The 17263-nt window shown below is 70.7% G+C and carries 15 protein-coding genes; 8 read left to right on the forward strand and 7 right to left on the reverse strand.

All coding sequences use genetic code 11. The features are described from left to right. From IEY84_RS09890 to IEY84_RS09905, 4 genes are read right to left on the reverse strand one after another with little or no spacing between them, the layout of a single operon-like run. Positions 1-1863: a glycogen debranching N-terminal domain-containing protein gene (locus IEY84_RS09890; RefSeq protein ID WP_183542582.1), complete on the reverse strand. Its 1863-nt coding sequence runs from the start codon at positions 1861-1863 to the stop codon at positions 1-3. Next, complete coding sequence (locus IEY84_RS09895) at positions 1860-3239, reverse strand: MGH1-like glycoside hydrolase domain-containing protein (protein ID WP_221208533.1); 1380 nt, start codon at positions 3237-3239, stop codon at positions 1860-1862. Before IEY84_RS09895 ends, IEY84_RS09890 begins: the two co-directional genes overlap by 4 nt. Then, positions 3236-4072, reverse strand: coding sequence for a sugar phosphate isomerase/epimerase family protein (locus IEY84_RS09900; protein WP_183542584.1), 837 nt, complete (start codon positions 4070-4072; stop codon positions 3236-3238). Before IEY84_RS09900 ends, IEY84_RS09895 begins: the two co-directional genes overlap by 4 nt. Next, positions 4069-5124 (reverse strand): zinc-binding dehydrogenase, encoded by a 1056-nt coding sequence (locus IEY84_RS09905; RefSeq protein WP_183542586.1) that lies wholly within the window; start codon positions 5122-5124, stop codon positions 4069-4071. The genes IEY84_RS09900 and IEY84_RS09905 overlap by 4 nt, the downstream gene beginning before the upstream one ends. Before the next feature lie 137 nt (positions 5125-5261). Between IEY84_RS09905 and IEY84_RS09910 the strand changes: the two genes are divergently transcribed. From IEY84_RS09910 to IEY84_RS09945, 8 genes are all read left to right on the forward strand, one after another. After that, on the forward strand, positions 5262-6665 hold the full coding sequence (locus tag IEY84_RS09910) for an ABC transporter substrate-binding protein (protein ID WP_183542588.1): 1404 nt from the start codon (positions 5262-5264) through the stop codon (positions 6663-6665). Next, entirely contained in the window at positions 6662-7603 is a 942-nt protein-coding gene (locus tag IEY84_RS09915) for a carbohydrate ABC transporter permease (protein WP_229788564.1), read from the forward strand. Before IEY84_RS09910 ends, IEY84_RS09915 begins: the two co-directional genes overlap by 4 nt. Further along, complete coding sequence (locus tag IEY84_RS09920; RefSeq protein WP_183542590.1) at positions 7600-8466, forward strand: carbohydrate ABC transporter permease; 867 nt, start codon at positions 7600-7602, stop codon at positions 8464-8466. The genes IEY84_RS09915 and IEY84_RS09920 overlap by 4 nt, the downstream gene beginning before the upstream one ends. Positions 8467-8485: 19 nt before the next feature. Next, positions 8486-9634 (forward strand): ROK family transcriptional regulator, encoded by a 1149-nt coding sequence (locus IEY84_RS09925; RefSeq protein ID WP_183542592.1) that lies wholly within the window; start codon positions 8486-8488, stop codon positions 9632-9634. Further along, entirely contained in the window at positions 9631-10569 is a 939-nt protein-coding gene (locus IEY84_RS09930; protein WP_183542594.1) for a Gfo/Idh/MocA family protein, read from the forward strand. The genes IEY84_RS09925 and IEY84_RS09930 overlap by 4 nt, the downstream gene beginning before the upstream one ends. Positions 10570-10690: 121 nt before the next feature. Continuing rightward, positions 10691-12481 carry an FAD-dependent oxidoreductase gene (locus tag IEY84_RS09935; protein ID WP_183542596.1) on the forward strand — a complete coding sequence of 597 codons (1791 nt, stop codon included), beginning with the start codon at positions 10691-10693 and terminating at the stop codon, positions 12479-12481. A gap of 29 nt (positions 12482-12510) precedes the next feature. Further along, entirely contained in the window at positions 12511-13563 is a 1053-nt protein-coding gene (locus tag IEY84_RS09940) for a maleylacetate reductase (RefSeq protein ID WP_183542598.1), read from the forward strand. Then, on the forward strand, positions 13563-14456 hold the full coding sequence (locus tag IEY84_RS09945) for a hydroxyquinol 1,2-dioxygenase (protein ID WP_183542601.1): 894 nt from the start codon (positions 13563-13565) through the stop codon (positions 14454-14456). The genes IEY84_RS09940 and IEY84_RS09945 overlap by 1 nt, the downstream gene beginning before the upstream one ends. Positions 14457-14512: 56 nt before the next feature. Here IEY84_RS09945 and IEY84_RS09950 read toward each other — a convergent pair whose 3' ends face one another. The 3 genes from IEY84_RS09950 to IEY84_RS09960 form a co-directional block, all read right to left on the reverse strand. Then, a complete protein-coding gene (locus IEY84_RS09950; RefSeq protein WP_183542603.1) occupies positions 14513-15502 on the reverse strand; it encodes a hypothetical protein in 990 nt (329 codons plus the stop codon). An 82-nt stretch (positions 15503-15584) separates the two neighbouring features. After that, a complete protein-coding gene (locus IEY84_RS09955) occupies positions 15585-16340 on the reverse strand; it encodes a Clp protease N-terminal domain-containing protein (protein ID WP_183542605.1) in 756 nt (251 codons plus the stop codon). A gap of 31 nt (positions 16341-16371) precedes the next feature. Next, positions 16372-17178: a class I SAM-dependent methyltransferase gene (locus IEY84_RS09960; protein WP_221208535.1), complete on the reverse strand. Its 807-nt coding sequence runs from the start codon at positions 17176-17178 to the stop codon at positions 16372-16374. Between the last annotated feature and the right edge of the window lie 85 nt (positions 17179-17263).

The raw sequence follows: 17263 nt of genomic DNA on the forward strand, positions 1-17263 counted from the left end.
CTAGCCTCGGCTCGCGAGCAGCCTGGCCGCTGCGACGGTCGCCGCGGCAGCCCATGCCTGAGGCACCCCGGCGTGCGCGTACCGCACGGGGACGGGGAACTCGTCGGTCGAGAACCCTCCGAAAAGCTCGGGAAGCCGCCCGCCGAACTCCGTGGCGGCGTCGAGGATCCCGGTGGCGACCGTGCGTGCCTGAGCGGTGAGGCCGGCCTGCTCCATGCCTACGGCGGCGAGAACGGTGTCGTGGGGCCACACCGACCCGTTGTGGTACGACGTCGGCGCATAGAGCGCCTGGCCCGCGGCCAGGGTGCGGATCCCGAACCCGGTGAAGAACTCGGGGGCCAGCAGCCGGTCGGCGACGGCGGTGGCGTGGTCGGCATCGAGGATGCCGGACCACAGCAGGTGGCCGGCGTTCGAGGCGAGCGCGTCGACCTGCCGACCGGCGCCGTCGAGGGCGAGCGCAGGAAACGCGAGGTCGTCCATCCAGAAGCGGTCCATGAAACGGTCGCGCAGGTCGGCGGCCAGCTCGTCGAGTTCGTCCGCCCAGGCGGGGTCTTGCCACACGGTGCGAGCGAGACGCGCGGTGTCGACGAGGCCGCGCCAGGCGTATCCCTGGACCTCGCAGAGGGCGATCGGTCCGGTAGCGAGGGTGCCGTCGCGGAAGGCGACGGCGTCGTGGGAGTCCTTCCACCCCTGGTTGATGAGGCCGCCAGGGTCGGGTACGTAGGTGACGAACCCACCGGCGTCGAGCCCGCCGGGCCCGCGGAGCCAGCCGACGGCGGCACGCGCCGCAGCCTCCAGTTGCTCGTCGCGGGCGTCCTCGGGGTCGAGGGCACCGAGCGCGACGAGGAACAGCGCGGTCGCGTCGACGGTGCCGTAGTAGCGCGAGTAGGGGACCAGGTCGAGCCGGGCGAGGTCGCCCACACGCACCTCGTGCACGATCTTGCCGGTCTGAGCGAGGCGCTCGGGCTCGTCGGTGGTGGCCTGGGTGCGGGCGAGGGCGCGCACGACGTCGGGCAGCAGGCCGGGCCTTGCCTCGCCCGCAAGCAGCGACGCGAGGATCGAGTCGCGGCCGAACAGGGTGAGGAACCACGGCGCCCCGGCGGCGGGGATCGACAGGTCTTCCGCGCCCGGGCAGGGCATGACCAGGGCGTCGAGATCGCCGAGGGCGCGGGCCGCCACGCCCTGTCCGCTTGGTCCCGCCGAGTCGGCTCGTTCCGACGCGCCGACTCGACGGTGGGTTGCCGATGCCCGGAGCTCGACGGTGACCGATTCGCCGGCGTCGAGCCGCAGGTCCCACTCGAGGGTGACGCCGTCGCCGGTGTGCACCCGGTCGGGGACCGGCGACGCGGTGATGCTCGTGGTGTGCCTGAGGGTCGTGTCGCCCGCAGTCACGGCGCCATCGAGGTCGGCACCGTCGGCACGGGTACGCGTCGAGGTCGACGTGGTGGTGGCGAAGATCCGCCCGTCCGAGCGCACGGCGAACTGGTCGGCGAAGTCCGCGCCGGCCTCCAGACGCAGCCGCAGGGCGCTGCTGCCGCCGGGGGCTGTGCGGGTGATCCGCCACCGCTCGTGCAGGCCGTCCCGGCGCACCTCCTGTTCGCGAGCGAGAAGCACCTCGGTGGGCTCGTTGCGGGCGGCGGGCGGCACCAGCGCGGTGGTGGCGAGGGAGGCGTCGGTCATGGTGCCGGCCACTCGGAACGGCACGGATCCCTCGGTGGTGCTCAGCACCAGACGCCAGGTGCTCAGGTGTCGTACGTCATCGAGGTAGAGGCCCTGTGCGGAGCCAGCGGTCGCGAGGACGTCGCCGGCGGCGTCGGCAAGCAGCATCGTGCCGGCGCGGACGAGGGTGATCTCGGAGGTCATGCTCTCTCGTTCTCCTCGGGCCCCGCCGGTGCCTCGGGGAAGACCGTGCGGGACAGCAGGTCGACGGTCAGCGCAGCCGTCCAGCTGAAGCTCCGGGTGCCGTGCCCGTCGCCGGTCCACGGGTTGACGTACTCGGGGAAACCCTCGCGCACCGCCGCCTCCACCATCGGATCGACGTACTTCTCCGCCCGAGCGTCCAGACCATGGGTACGCAGGCCCTCGAGCAGCAGCCACATCATGTTGAACCATGCGGGGCCGCGCCAGTAGAGGGCGGGGTCGAGGTCGGGGGCGGTGGCGTCGTAGCTCGGCGCCATGAACTGTGGCGCGGCACCATCGACGTCGAGGAACCGCGGACCCTGGGCGGTGCGCAGCAGGGCGTCGGCGCGCCCAGGAGGCAGGACGTCGGCGGGTAGCAAGAGTGCCATCAGCCCGCCCACGGTCGCCTTGCGCACCAGCTCTCCGGTGCGCCGGTCGAGAGCGACATAGACCTCGAGGTCAGCGTCCCACAGCGCCTCCATGGCCGCGACGATCCGCGCGGCCTCGGCACGGTGGGCTGCGCCGTCGCGCCCGAGTGCCTCGGCGATGTCGGCCAGGGCCAGCTCGGCGCGCGCCCACAGCGCGTTCGTCGTCGGGTCGTTCACGACGAACGGGTGGTCGGGGTCGGCGTCGGAGCACCCGTGGTCGCGGTAACGCTCGGCCAGCCAGAAGTACTTGCCGTACTCCTTGTTGCTCGGCCGCTCGCTCGCGTCGGCGTGCTGGAGGTCGGGGCGCTCGATCGGGGCACGCGGCGTGCCCGGCACACGGGCCAGAGCGTCGTCCCACAGCGGCGAGTTGTCGGTGCCGGACTCCCAGGGATGGACGACGGCAGCGAGCCCGTCCTGCGCGGCCCGACGCTCGCGCAGGTATCGATGCCAGGCGACGAGCCGCGGGTAGGCGCGCTCGAGGAATCCGCGTCGCGCGGACTCGGCGGGCTCGTGGGCGTGCACCAGCCAGACGGCCCAAGCGTGCACCGGCGGCTGAATCAGGCCGGTCGTCGGGACGGGCGGGCTGCCCGGCAGATCGGCGGAGCCCCAGAAAGCCGCGCTGGGCGCGTAGTCGTCGTCGCGACGGGCGTCATAGACGATCTGTGGCAGTCGGCCGTCGGCCCACTGGCTGGACAGCAGGCTGTCCAGCTCCAGCTGGGCACGGCGCGGGGAGAGGTGCCGCAGGCCGATCGCGATGAAGGCCGAGTCCCAGCTCCACTGGTGCGGGTACAGACCGGTGGCGGGGACGGTGTAGGCGCCGCCCCAGTTGCCGCGCACGACGGCGGTCGCCGCGGCGAGCGTCGCCACCCGGTCGTGGACGATTGCCGGCCGGTCGGGGAGAGTCGCCGTCACGTCAGGTGCCTGCGGAGCAACGGCGGGACGGTGGGGAGCACGACCTCGGCCGGCCCGGAGAGGCGCGACTCCACGGCGATCGGCCCGACGTACCCGGCGGCGCGCAGCGTCGACATCTCCAGAGCCCAGTCCACGTGCCCGGCACCCGGCTCGAGCCGGTTGGAGTCGGAAGCCTGGACGTGTGCGATGAACTCGATCGCGTCGGCGAGCGAGCGCGCGGGGTCCGCCTCCTCGATGTTCATGTGGTACGTGTCCGGCGCCAGACGGAACGCCGGGTTGTCGACCTCGCGGCACAGCGCGACGCCCTGCGCGATCGAGTTGATCATGTGGTCCTCGTACCGGTTCAGCGGCTCGAGCAGGATGTGCGTCCCGACTTCGGCAGCGTGCTCGGCCAAGCGACCGAACGCGTCCACGAGCTGCTTCTGGTCGTCCTCAGGAGAGCGGGGCGGGGTGAACGGCGGGAGCCGGAGCGAGAACATCCCGTACGAGGCCGGGGTCATCACGCCGACGCCGCCGAGCTCGGCCATCACGGTGAGCTGAGAGGTCAGCTGGCGCACCGCGTCCTCGGCCAGGTCGGGATCGAACGCGCCGACGAAGTGCAGCATCTCGACGCAGACTGTCGGCATGACCACGCCGTTGGCGTGCGCTCGGCGCAGCTCGGGCAGCCGCTTCTCCAGGGCGTAGTCGCCCTGGCCGCGCAGCTCGAGGCCGTCGAAGCCCCAGGATCGAGCGACCTCGAACTTCTCCTCGACGTCACGCCCGGGGACGTGCTGCTCCTGGACGAGGATCGGGTGGGTCACTGTCTGCTCCTGGTTCGGGGAAAGCGTGCTCATGCGTCCAGCACCACCTGGATGGCGGCGGCACCGTCGGTGTCCAGCAGCTCGTACGCAGCCGCGGCGTCGGCGATCGGATACCGGTGGGAGATCAGTTCGCGTACGTCGGGGGTCCCCTGGGCGAGCAGGTCGACGACGGTCCGCTGCAGGCGCGGTACGTCCCATCGGGCCTGCAGCCGCGGCGGCACGCCGCCGATCTGGGAGGCGACGATCTGCACGCGGTTGTGGTGGAACTCGTCGCCGAGCCGCAGCGGCTGCGCCTCGCCCTGGTAGAAGCCGGACGCGACGACGGTGCCGTCCGGGCCGACGACTCGGGTCGCGGACTGCAGCGCGTGGTAGCTGCCGGACAGCTCGATCGCGACGTCGACGCCGGTGCTGCCGGCGAGCTCGCGAACCTGGTAGGGCAGCTCGGGGCCGGGCGTCAGCACGTCGTGCGCGCCGAACGTCTTCGCGACGTCGAGGCGGCGCTCGATGCCGTCGACGGCGACGACGCGGGCACCGGCGAGCGTCGCGAACCGGGTGGCGAGCAGGCCGATGACGCCCTGGCCCAGGACGACGACGGTGCTGCCGGGATTGAGGTCCGCGGCCAGGACGGCGTTGAGCGCGATCGCGCCGACCCGGACGAAGCAGCCGGCGACCGGGTCCAGGCCCTCGGGAAGCTGGTGGCCGCGCAGCGCGTCCTGGGTCAGCACGCCCTCGGAGCGGTGGCCCCAGATGCCCCACACGATGTCGCCGACGGCGACGTCGTCGTGGTTGGCCTGGCGCGCGGGGTCAGGCGCGATCTCGACGACCTCGCCGACCTCGGAGTAGCCCCAGCCGTCGAGCGGGTATCCGGGCGGCGCGACCTGGTCGGCGTCGCGGAACACCCGGGACTCCGCGTCCCAGGTGGAGGTGAGGTACGGGTTCGTACCCCGGTATGCCGTCAGCTCGGTGCCGGCGGAGATCCCCGTGGCGATGGTGCGCACGCGCACCTGACCGCTGGAGAGCGGCTGCGGGCTGGTCTCGATCACCTCGACGCGGCGAGGTGCCGCGAATCGCACGACCTGTGTCACGAATCGGTCCCGTTCCTGGCCCGGAGGCCACATCTAGAAAGCTGCTTTGCTACTTAAGCATACAGGGTTGACAGAAGTGCTAGCGTAGCGCCCGTGCTCGAGGATGAGTACGAAGCTCTGACGAGGAGGTGCCACAGATGACCGCACCGTGGCGAACACGGCGGTGGAGACGAGTCGGCTGCGCAGCCGTGGCGGCGGCCGTCGTCGCCGGGACGACGGCGTGCGGGCCGGCGAAGGACACCGACGAGGACACGCTCGTGGTCTGGTCGCTGGAGAACCTGCCGGAGCGGGTGGCGGCGACCCGCGCCATCGTCGACCGCTTCAGCGAGGAGACCGGGATCGACGTCCAGCTGGTCGCCGTCGACGAGCAGCAGGTCCCGCAGCTCATCCAGTCCGCGGTCCTCTCGGACGAGATGCCGGATGTCATCGGCGCCCTTTCGCTGTCGTACGTGCGCCAGATCGCCGACCTCGGCCTGGTCGACACCGCCGCGACGAACCAGGTCGTCGCCGACCTCGGCCCGGAGACGTTCGAGGAGTCCGCCCTCGAGCTCACCAGCGACGACGAGGACCACCTCGCGGTGCCGTCCGACGCGTGGAGCCAGGTCCTGGTCTATCGCAAGGATCTCTTCGAGAAGGCCGGCCTGCAGCCCCCGACGACGTACGATGCGATCCGCACCGCCGCCGACGAGCTGACCGGCGACGGTCGGTTCGGCATCACGCTGGCGACGGATCCGGCGGACGTGTTCACCACGCAGTCGTTCGAGTCCCTGGCGCTGAGCAACGACTGCCAGCTGGTGGACACCTCCGGCGACGCCGCCCTGGACTCGCCCGCCTGCCAGCAGGCCTGGGACCTCTACGGCCAGCTGGCTACGGAGAACTCGCCGCGCGGCACCCAGTCCGTGGACTCGACGCGAGCGACCTACTTCAATGGCACTGCCGCCATGACGGTGTGGTCCACCTTCATCCTCGACGAGCTCGCGGGCCTGCGGAACGATGCCATGCCCGCGTGCGACGAGTGCGAGGACGACCCGGAGTGGCTGGCCCGCAACAGCGGTGTGGTCACGTCGATCTCGGGCCCGGACAACCCGGAGGGCGCGACGTACGGCGAGATCACCTCGTGGACCCTGCTGGACGGCGCCCCGACCGACCGGGCGTCGCGCCTGGTCGAATACATGCTGTCCGAGGGATACGAGGACTGGATCGGGATGGCGCCGGAGGGCAAGTTCCCCGTCCGCACCGGTGACGCCGAGAACCCGACGCGGTTCACCGACGCCTGGGAGGACCTCGAGGCCGGCGTGGACACCAAGAAGCCGCTCTCGGACGTGTACGACGCACAGACCATGGACGCGCTGCGGTCTGTCGCCGAAAACATCGACCGGTGGGCGATCACCCAGGGCCAGGGCGCGGTGCTCGGCCCGGTCAGCACGCAGCTGCCGCTGTCGAAGACGGTCAGCGAGCTCGCGAACGGGCTGCCGCCCGAGGAGGCGGCCGCACAGGCCCAGAGCGACGTGGAGTCCATCACCGAGGAGGTCGACGAGTGAGCACCCCGACCCTGACGCGGGCCGCCGCCCCGCCGCGCCGGCGGGCATCGCTCGACGCGCGGATGGAGAATCGCGACGGTCTGACGATGATCGCGCCCACGGCGCTGATCATCCTGGTGGTGATCGTGATCCCGATCGGCTGGAACGTGGTCTTGGCGTTCCAGGACACCTCCCTCGAGACCATCGCCGAGCGGGGAATCACCGGCTCCCCGACGTTCGACAACATCGTCCGGGTCCTCACCGCGTCCGGCTTCTGGTCGTCGCTGTGGACGACGGTCGTCTACTCGGTGGCCGCAACCGCCGGGTCGGTGGCGGTCGGGCTCGCCGCGGCGCTGGCCTTCCGGCGTCCGTTCCGGTCGCGCGGCCTGCTGCGGGCGTTCATGCTGCTGCCGTACGTCGCGCCTGTCGTCGCGGTCGCGTTCGTGTGGGAGATGCTGCTCAACCCGCAGTACGGCCTGGTCAACACGTGGGGCACCTCCTGGCTGGGCTGGGACGAGCCGGTCGACTTCCTCGGGCAGGAGCCATTCGCGCTCCTCACCGTCATCGCGTTCGAGATCTGGCGCTACTTCCCGTTCGCGTTCATGTTCCTGACCGCCCGGCTGGTCGCGCTGCCGGTCGAGCTCGAGGAGGCGGCCCGCGTGGACGGTGCGACCCCGTCCCAGACGTTCCGGCACGTGATCTTCCCCCAGCTGGTCCCGACGATCGCGCTGCTGTGTCTGCTGCGCCTGATCATGACCTTCAACAAGTTCGACGACGTCTACCTGCTGACCGGCGGGACGGCCGGGACCGAGATCGCTCCCGTACGTGTCTACGACCAGCTCACCGGCAACCTCGACATCGGCGGCGCCGCGGCGAACGCCTTGGTCCTCGCCGTCGTGCTGGCCCTCTTCCTCACCGTCTACATGCGGTTCTTCGGCCGGAAGGAGCAGGACGGATGAACCGGCTCGCCTTCGAGACCAAGCTCTGGCCCGTGCTGCGGTGGTTGCTCATCGCAACCCTCGTGGTCGCAACGGTCTTCCCCTTCTACTACATGGTGCTGCTCAGCTTCGTTCCGATCGAGCAGCTGCTGCAGCACCCCGAGCGGCTCTGGGTGCCGCTGGAGAACCTCACCACCGAGACCTACCGCGAGGTGCTCCGCAGCGAGGAGGAGGGTGGGCAGGGCTTCGCCCTCTTCATGCGCAACTCGGCGATCGTGTCGCTGGCGTGCACGCTGCTGACTCTGCTCGCCGTCATCCCCGGTGCGTACGCCGTCTCGCGCCTGAAGTTCAAGGGCCGCCAGTTCATGGGCACGCTGTTCCTGGCCGTCTACCTCTTCCCCGCGATCGTCATCGCCATCCCGCTGTTCGTCGGCTTCTCCCGCGTCGGCCTGGGCACCTCGCTGATCGGTCTGGTCCTCGTCTACATCGCGCTCACCGTGCCGACGTCGATCCACATGCTGCGGTCGTACTTCGAGACCATCCCGGTGTCGATCGACGAGGCCGCGAAGCTCGACGGCGCCAGCCGATGGACGACGCTGCGTACGATCACCGTTCCGCTGGCGATGCCGACGATCATGTCGACGGCGCTCTACATCTTCATGATCGCGTGGAACGAGTTGTTGTTCGCGCTCCTGTTCCTGGTCACCGACCGAGACAAGTGGACGGTGTCGCTCGGACTCTCGCAGCTCTCGAACGGCATCGAGGTGTCCAAGACCGTGCTCATGGCTGGGTCGGTGCTGCTCACCATCCCGGTGGTGCTGCTCTATGGTCTCGCAGAGCGTGCGCTGACGGAGGGTCTCACGGCGGGTGCTGACAAGGGCTGAGAGAGCGGGCGGAGCGAGTATGGGTATCGGACCTGGGGACATCCTCGAACTGGTGCGGGAGGACCGTGCCACCACGCGGGGCGAGATCGCCGAGCTGACCGGCCTGTCGCGCGTCACGGTCGCGCACCGCGTGGACGCCCTGCTCGCAGCCGGACTGGTCGAGGGCGTCGGGTCGGGGAGCGCGACGGGCGGACGTCGCCCGACGCGACTCGCGTTCAACGCCGATGCCGGCCGGGTCGCGGTGGCGGCGATCGACACGGCCCACGCCGAGGTCGCGATCACCGACCTCTGGGGCGTCATCCAGCGTCGTACGCTGATAGACGTGGACGTCGCCGCCGGGCCGGTCGCGACCCTGGACCGCGTCGCGGCTGCGCTGGCCGATGTCATCGACGACGAGAACCGTGGCCGGCCACTTGGCATCGGGCTGAGTCTGCCCAGCCCGATCGACCCGGCGACGGGCCGGCCGAGCGAGCCCCCGATCCTCCCCGGCTGGGACGACTTCGACATCGGCGCGCACCTGACCGGACGGCGGTGGGGCGACGCTCCGGTCATCGTGCGAAACGATGCCGACGCAATGGGATACGGCGAATACCTGGCGGTCCCGGACCACCCCCGGTCGCTCTTCCTGCTCAAGGCGTCCACCGGCATCGGCTCGGGCATCATCATCGAAGGCCACATCTACCAGGGCAACGACGGTGCCGCCGGCGACATCGGCCACGTCCGCGTCCCCGAGGCCGAAGGCGCGCTCTGCCAGTGCGGTGCGACCGGGTGTCTCGCCGCGATCGCCTCCGGGCGGGCGGTGGCCCGCCAGCTGCGCGAGCTCGGTCGGGACGCGCCGTCGGGTCGGGCGGTCAAGCAGCTCTTGGACCAGGGTGACCCGGATGCGGTCCAGGTCACCCGCCAGGCGGGCCGGGTCATCGGCCGGGTTCTCGCCACGGTGGTCACGCTCGTCAATCCCAGCGTCCTCGTCTTCGGTGGCGACCTGGCCTCGGCATCGCTGCTCAGCGGCGTCCAGGAATCCCTCTACCCGGCCGTTCTCCCGCGCGCGACCCGACGTCTGGAGATCCGGCTCGCCGAGCTCGGCGACGACTCCAGCCTCCGAGGAATGGCCGGACAGGTCGTGCAGCAGGAGCTCTCCGCAGAAGCAGTGAACACGAGGTTGGCATGAGCAGTGACGTCGCACCCGTCTCCGTGGGCTTGGTCGGCACCGGCGGTTGGGCACGTACGACCCACGCGCCCCTGCATGCGAGCCCCGGCCCGACTCGGCTCGTGGGCGTATGGGGCCGGGACCCAGACCGGACCGCTGCGCTCGCCGCCGAGCACGGGGTCCGGGCGTTCGGCAGCTTCGACGAGCTCGTCGACGAGTGCGAGGCCGTCGACTTCGCGGTCGCGCCGCATGTGCAGGCCGAGCTGGCCGTACGCGCCGCCGCGTGCGGACGCGCCCTCATGCTGGAGAAGCCGCTCGGCGTGACCCTCGAGGAGTCTCGGAAGGTGGCCGACGCGGTCCGCGAGGCAGGCGTGCCGCACCTCGTCGTGCTGACCAAGCGCTACCACACGCAGACCCGCGCGTTCCTTGCCGACGCCGCCGCCCTCCGCGCGGAGGGACCGGTGCTCGGGGCGTCCGCGCGCTACCTGCACGGCGGCTTCCTGCAGGGCTCGTTCGCCGCTGCCGACGGGACTTGGCGGGCCGGACCGCTCGGGGCCCTGCGCGACCTCGGTCCACACCTGCTGGACCTCGTCGACCTCGCTGTCGGGCCCGTCGTGGCGGCCCGAGCCGATCAGGCGCGCGACCAGCTCACCGCGATCACCACCTGGCACGCTGACGGCGCCGTCGCGCAGGTCACCCTGTCCGGAGCTGTGGCCGCTGACGGCGTCCTGACCGACGTCGATGTCTACTCCTCGGCGGGCGTCGCGCGCTACAGCACGGCCGGCATGGACCACGCCGAGTGTTGGACGACGGCACGAGCAGAGCTCGCCGGCGCCGTCCGCAACGGCAGTCCCGTCACCGTCGACGTCGCGCGTGCGGTTCGGGTCGCGGAGCTCGTCGATGCCGTCGAGACGTCGTTGGCCGATGGGACCCGGGTCTCAGTGCCGTCGAGCTGACAGCGCGTACGCATTTCCGCCAACAGTCGACACCCTCCTTTGATGCCGCTGGCGCGGCACGATATGACTCGCCTTGAGGCTGCGATCACACACCCCACCGCGGTCTCGGAAAGGTGAGGAAATGCCAGTCTTCGACGACGGTCAGCAAGAGACCGAGGTCCCCGAGACCGAGGATGTGGTGACCACCGACGTCCTCGTCGTGGGATCCGGCCCGGCGGGTGCCTCCGCCGCGCTCTTCCTGAGCGAGCTCGGTGTCGACAACATCATGATCACGAAATACCGCTGGACCGCGAACACCCCGCGGGCGCACATCACCAACCAGCGCGCGATGGAGATCTTCCGCGACCTGGGCATCGAGGAGCAGGTCCAGGCCGACGCGACGCCGCACGAGCTCGTCGGTGACACCGTCTTCTGCACCAGCATCGCCGGCGAGGAGATCGGCCGCATCCGCACCTGGGGCACCCGCCCCGACCGCGAGGCCGACTATCAGCTGGCGAGCCCGTGTCTCACCGTCGACATCCCGCAGACCTACCTCGAGCCGATCCTGGTCCGCAACGCCACCGAGCGCGGCACCCAGACCCGGTTCTCCACCGAATACCTCTCGCACGTCCAGGACGAGGACGGCGTCACCACGATCGCCCGCGACCGGCTCACCGGTCACGAGTACAAGATCCGCTCGAAGTTCCTCATCGGCGCAGACGGCGCCCGCACCCAGGTAGGCGCGGACATCGATCTTCCGATGGAAGGCGCGATGGACATCGCCGGGTCGATGAACATCACCTTCAAGGCTGACCTCTCCGAGCTCGTCGACCACCGCCCGTCCGTCCTCTACTGGGTCATCCAGCCGGGCTCGAACGTCGGCGGCATCGGCACCGGCCTGGTCCGCATGGTCCGCCCCTGGGACGAATGGCTGATCGTGTGGGGCTACGACATCAACCAGCCGCCGCCGGAGCTGACCGAGGAGTACGCGGTCAAGGTCATCCGCGACCTGCTCGGGATGCCCGACCTGGAGCCCGACGTGACCGGCTACTCGCTGTGGGGCGTGAACGAGATGTACGCGACCCACGCCCAGAAGGGCCGCGTCTTCTGCGCCGGCGACGCCATCCACCGGCACCCGCCGTCGAACGGTCTCGGCTCGAACACGTCGATCCAGGACTCCTACAACCTGGCCTGGAAGCTCGCCGCCGTGCTCCAGGGCTATGCGGAGACCTCGCTGCTGGACTCCTACTCCGCCGAGCGCGCCCCGGTCGCCAAGCGGATCGTCACTCGCGCCAACCAGTCCGCGCGCGAGTTCGGCGAGCTCTTCGAGGCGCTCGGCGTCGTCGGCCTCGAGGGCGAGGAGATGGCCAAGGCCATCGAGGAGCGCAAGGCAAACACCCCCGAGGGCGCCGCCAAGCGCGCCGCGCTGGTCACCGCGATGGAGCGCAAGAACTACGAGTTCAACGCCCACGGTGTCGAGCTCGGTCAGTTCTACGAGTCCAACGCGATCGTCTCTGACGGCACCCGGCCCGCGCCGACCGACGACGAGGACCTCTACCACCGGATGTCGACCTCGCCGGGGGCTCACCTGCCGCACGCCTGGGTGGGTGACAACGTCGAGAAGCACGCGATGCTCGACCTCGCGCCCTACACGAAGTGGACGCTGATCACCGGTGTCGCCGGTGAGGCGTGGGAGGACGCGGCGGAGGCGGCCCGGACGAAGTTCGGGATCCCGCTCCAGACCGTCGTCATCGGCCCGGGCCGAGCTGTCACCGACCTCTACTTCGACTGGGCGAAGCTCCGCGAGGTCGAGGAGTCGGGCGCCCTCCTGGTCCGTCCCGACAAGCACATCGCCTGGCGTTCCATGTCGCTGCCCGACGACCCCGGCGCCGCGCTGGGCGAGGCGGTCGCGACGCTGCTGGGCAAGGCCTGACCGATTCGGTCGACAGACGGGGGGATTCGATGAAGTTCACGCACGATTCGCTGCCGCAGCGGGTCCGCTTCGCCACCGGCGAGGCGCCCGCTGCGGTGGCAGCAGAGATCGACGAGTTCGGCGCGCGGCGGGTGATGGTCATCGCCGGCGCGCGCGAGGCCGAGCTCGCCGCCCGGGTGACGGCCGACGTACCGGTCGCGCTGCACCATGACGAGGTCGTGATGCACGTGCCGGTCGAGGTCGCCGAGCGGGCTCGTGAGCGGGCGGCCGAGGCGGGCGTCGACGCGCTGGTGTGCGTCGGCGGTGGCTCGACCACCGGGCTGGCCAAGGCCGTCGCGCTCACCACGGGCCTGCCGATCGTGGCGGTCCCGACGACGTACGCCGGGTCCGAGGCGACCAACGTCTGGGGCCTGACCACGGGCGAGACCAAGACCACCGGCATCGACGCCCGCGTCCTGCCACGATCGGTCGTCTACGACGCCTCGCTGCTGACCACGCTGCCCGGCGAGATGACCGTCGCCAGCGGCCTGAACGCGCTCGCGCACTGCGTCGACGCGATGTGGGGCCCCCGGGTGGACCCCATCGACCAGGTCAACGCCGCCGAGGGGATCCGCGGGCTCGCGACCGGGCTTCCGCTGGTCGCCGCGAATCCCCAGAGCATCGAGGGGATCGAGCAGACCCTCTACGGCGCCTACCTGGCGGCGGTCTCGTTCACGTCCGCCGGATCCGGGATGCACCACAAGATCTGCCACGTGCTCGGTGGGATGTTCAACCTGCCGCACGCCCAGACCCATGCGGTCGTGCTCCCGCACGTGCTCGCTTTCAACGCGCCGTCCGCACCCGAGGCGGAGGCGCGGATCGCGGCGGCCTTCGGGGCGCCGAGCGCGGTCGCGGGGCTCGGCGCCCTGCGTACGACACTCTCGGCGCCGAAGGCGCTCGAGGACTACGGCATGCCCGAGGACGGCATCGCCAAGGCGGTCGCGCCGATCATGGCCGCGATTCCCGACAACAACCCGACCCCGGTCACCGAGGAGAACCTGACCGCGCTGCTGACCGCGGCGTGGGCGGGAGAGGAGAGCTGATGAGCGACGTAGCTGGCGTATCGCCGGAGCAGCAGGCGGTCGAGCAGACCCTGGTCGACACCGTCGTCGCGTCCTTCGACGCCTGTGAGGACCCGCGCCTGAAGGAGGTCATGGTCTCGCTGACGCGTCACCTGCACGCCTTCATCCGCGACGTACGCCTCACCGAGGACGAGTGGGCAGCCGCCATCGAGTTCCTGACCAAGGCCGGCCACATCACCGACGACGTACGCCAGGAGTTCATTCTCCTCTCCGACACCCTCGGCGCCTCGATGCAGACGATCAACATCAACAACCAGGCGTACGCCGATGCGACCGAGGCCACCGTCTTCGGCCCGTTCTTCGTGGAGGATTCCCCCGCGATCGAGCAGGGCGAGGACATGGCCTTCGGGGCCCCGGGCGAGCCGTGCTGGGTCACCGGCACGGTCACCGGCACGGACGGAAAACCGCTGGTCGGAGCCAAGATCGAGGTCTGGGAGGCGGACGAGGACGGGCTCTACGACGTCCAGCGCGATGCCGGCGCGCGGGCTGCTCGGGCGCACCTGTTCACCGACGCCGAGGGCGGCTACCGGTTCTGGGGGCTGACGCCCACGCCGTACCCGATCCCCGACGACGGCCCCGTCGGCAAGATGCTGGCCGCGGTCGGGCGCTCGCCGCTGCGCGCCTCGCACCTGCACTTCATGGTCACCCACGAGGGCTGCCGCACGCTGGTCACCCACATCTTCCCCGAGGGCGATCCGATCGGCTGGAAGGACACCGTCTTCGGGGTCAAGGAGTCGCTGATCAAGAGGTTCGAGCGGCAGGCCGCCGGGACGCCGACCCCTGACGGCCGGGTCGTCGACGGCACCTGGTCGACGGTGCGTTTCGACATCGTCCTCGCGCCTGCCGGCGCCTGATACGTCCCTGGCGTGCTTCGGCACAGGGGTGTTGCCCCGGCACGCCAGGGATCCCCTCACGGTGCCGGATGCACGCTGTAGGTGAAGTCCTCGCGGAGCACGACCGTTCCGGATGAGTCGGTGATCGTGAGGTGGTCGGTCACGCGGGAGTCCGGTGGATACGGGTTGTGATGGATCGTCACCTCGGTCCAGGTCGTGCCCTCGGGAACGGTCAGGCCGTTGACGTCGAGTCCGCCTGGCGGCGCCGGGTGGTCCAAGGTGATCCGGAGGGTTCCCCGCACCCACCCGTCGGTCCCCTCGGGCGTCAGGATCGGCTCGTTGACGGTGAAGCGGTCGCCGGCCCGGAAGGGCCGGATCTCCGGTCGGACCTGCATCGTCCGGGCGGCGCTCTTCCCGTTCCGGGTGGCTCTGATCGTCACGTTGAAGGCGGGCAGGGTCCCGACCACCGGCGCCTTTGTGACCGCCGTGAACGAGGCCGTACGCCGCCCGGCCTGGATCGTGAGCGTGCCCGGGACCGTGACCAAGGACGAACTCGAGGTGACGCTCACGGCCAGCGAGGTTCGGGCGACGCAATCGAGCGTGACCGTCCCGGTGGCCCTCTGGCCGGCGTGGACGTAGGCGGGCAACGTCACCGCGGTGGGCACCGGCGTCGGGTAGCAGGCGGTGGCCGTGCGGACGAGTGTCGCGCGGCGTACCACCTGCCGGTAGACCGCCTTGACCCTGCCGCTGCTGCGGACGGTTGTCGGTGAGGTCCGGACGGTGACGGCTCGCGTGCTTCGGCCGCCGGCGACATAGGCGTACGCCGGGACTCGGATTCCTGGGCTGGCCCAGAGCTGCACCTTGGCGCGCCTGGGAGTCCGGCAAGTGAGCCGGATCGTGGCGGAGGTCGACGTTCCTCCGGCCACCGTGCTCCTGGCGAGAGTCAACGACTTGAGTGCCGGCCGGCAGGCGGCCTCCGCTGATGGCGTCGTCACCGCGGCGGGCACGCTGAGGACCGCGACGGCCAGGACGAGGCCGAGGACGAGGCGGGCAACACGGCGGGACATCTTCGGAACGTATCGGGACCGCCGGTACGTGCTGCTCGCACGTGCCGGCGGTCCCTCAGATCAGGTAGCCCATCCGGGCCGGCTACTCCGTGGCGTCGGATTCGGCCGACGCGAAGTCGACCTGGAGCGAGGCCAGGATCGAGGTGATGCTCTGCTCGGTAGGCGCCTTCTCGATCCCGGCCTCGTGGAGGATCCCGGCGCCGTCCTCGTACTCGAGGAGGGCCAGCAGGATGTGCTCGGTGCCGACGTAGGAGTGCTCGAGCCGCAGGGCCTCACGGAAGGTCAGCTCGAGGACCTTCTTGGCGTCGGCGGTGAACGGGATCATCTCCCCGACCTCGCCGTAGGGCTCCGGAGTCGCGGCGGTCGCGGCGGCGCGCACGGCGTCGAGGGTGACGTCCTGGGCCCTGATCGCGTGGCCCGCGACGCCCTCCGGCTCGGCGAGGAGCCCGAGCACCAGGTGAGGTACGCCGGTCTCCGCGTTCGCGGCCTTCCGTGCCTCCCCCTGGGCGGCGACGACCACCGTGCGGGCACGCGGGGTGAACTTGGCGAACCCGGCGTTGGGGTCGAGCGCGGTCTCGCCGGCCTTGGGGACGTACTTCTTCTGGGCCGCCTGCTTCGTCACCCCCATCCGGGTGCCGATCTCGGTCCAGGAGGCACCGGAGCGGCGAGCCTGGTCCACGAAGTGCCCGATCAGATGGTCGGCCACCTCGCCCAGGTGCTCACCGACCACCATCGCGTCGGCCAGCTGGTCCAGCGGCTCGTCACGAGCCTTCTTGATCGAGTCGATCAGGGTGTCGAGGCGTACGGCCTTGAGGGCAGGGTCCGGTGTGCTGGTCATGCGTTTCTCCTAGGTGAGCGGAACTGTCGGGTCATGGCGCGCGCCGGAGCGGGACCGCGATTCCCACGGTGACGGTGTTCAGCGTGAAGGTGCCGCCGAGGTCGTCGACGGCCGCACCGACCGCCTCCAGCACCGGCGCACGCTGTTCGGGGGAGAGCCGGGTGAGGAAGCCCTGCGTCGGCACGAAGTCGAGCCACTCCTCGCGCGTGACGTCGCGCGACCAGGAGAACCGCCACGGCTCCGGCTCGGCGAACCCGCCCAGCTCGGCGAAGCGCTCGCCGACCTGCCGGGCACCCTCTTCGTACGTCCTGTCCGCCTGCTTCATGGCTGCGGGGTCGAGAGGGAGGTCGGGCATGACCTTCCTCAGCCCGTCGAGAAGGGCGTCGCCGACCGGCTCGGGCGGCGCATAGACGTTCCAGAAGGCCGCGAACAGCCCGCCTGGCCGCAGCACGTCACGCACTTTCGCGGCACCGACAACCGGGTCGACCCAGTGCCATGCCTGCGCCGAGACGACGGCGTCGAACGTACGCTCCGCCGCATCCCACTCCTCGAACCGCGACTCCTCCACGACGAGCCCGTGCGAACGGGCGTACGCCGCCATCCGCGCGTCCGGCTCGACGCCGAGCACGCTCGCGCCGACAGCCTGCAGCTGCCTGGCCTCGATCCCGGTCCCGCAGCCGACGTCCAGCACCTCAGGGCCTGGGGCGAGCTCCTGGATCCGGGTGATCAGCTCGTCGGGATAGGCCATCCGTGCGCGGTCGTAACGGTCGGCGTCAGCACCGAAGGACTCGGCCATCTGTCGCTGTCGGTGTGCGGGGGCGGAAGTGGGAGCATCCATGCGTCAACCATAGGTTGACGATACCGTCCCCGTCAACCGTCGGTTGACGGCCGGATCGGCCTGGCTTCCAGTCGTGATTCGGTCT

The organism is Nocardioides albus, assembly GCF_014648255.1.
Taxonomy (GTDB): domain Bacteria; phylum Actinomycetota; class Actinomycetes; order Propionibacteriales; family Nocardioidaceae; genus Nocardioides; species Nocardioides albus.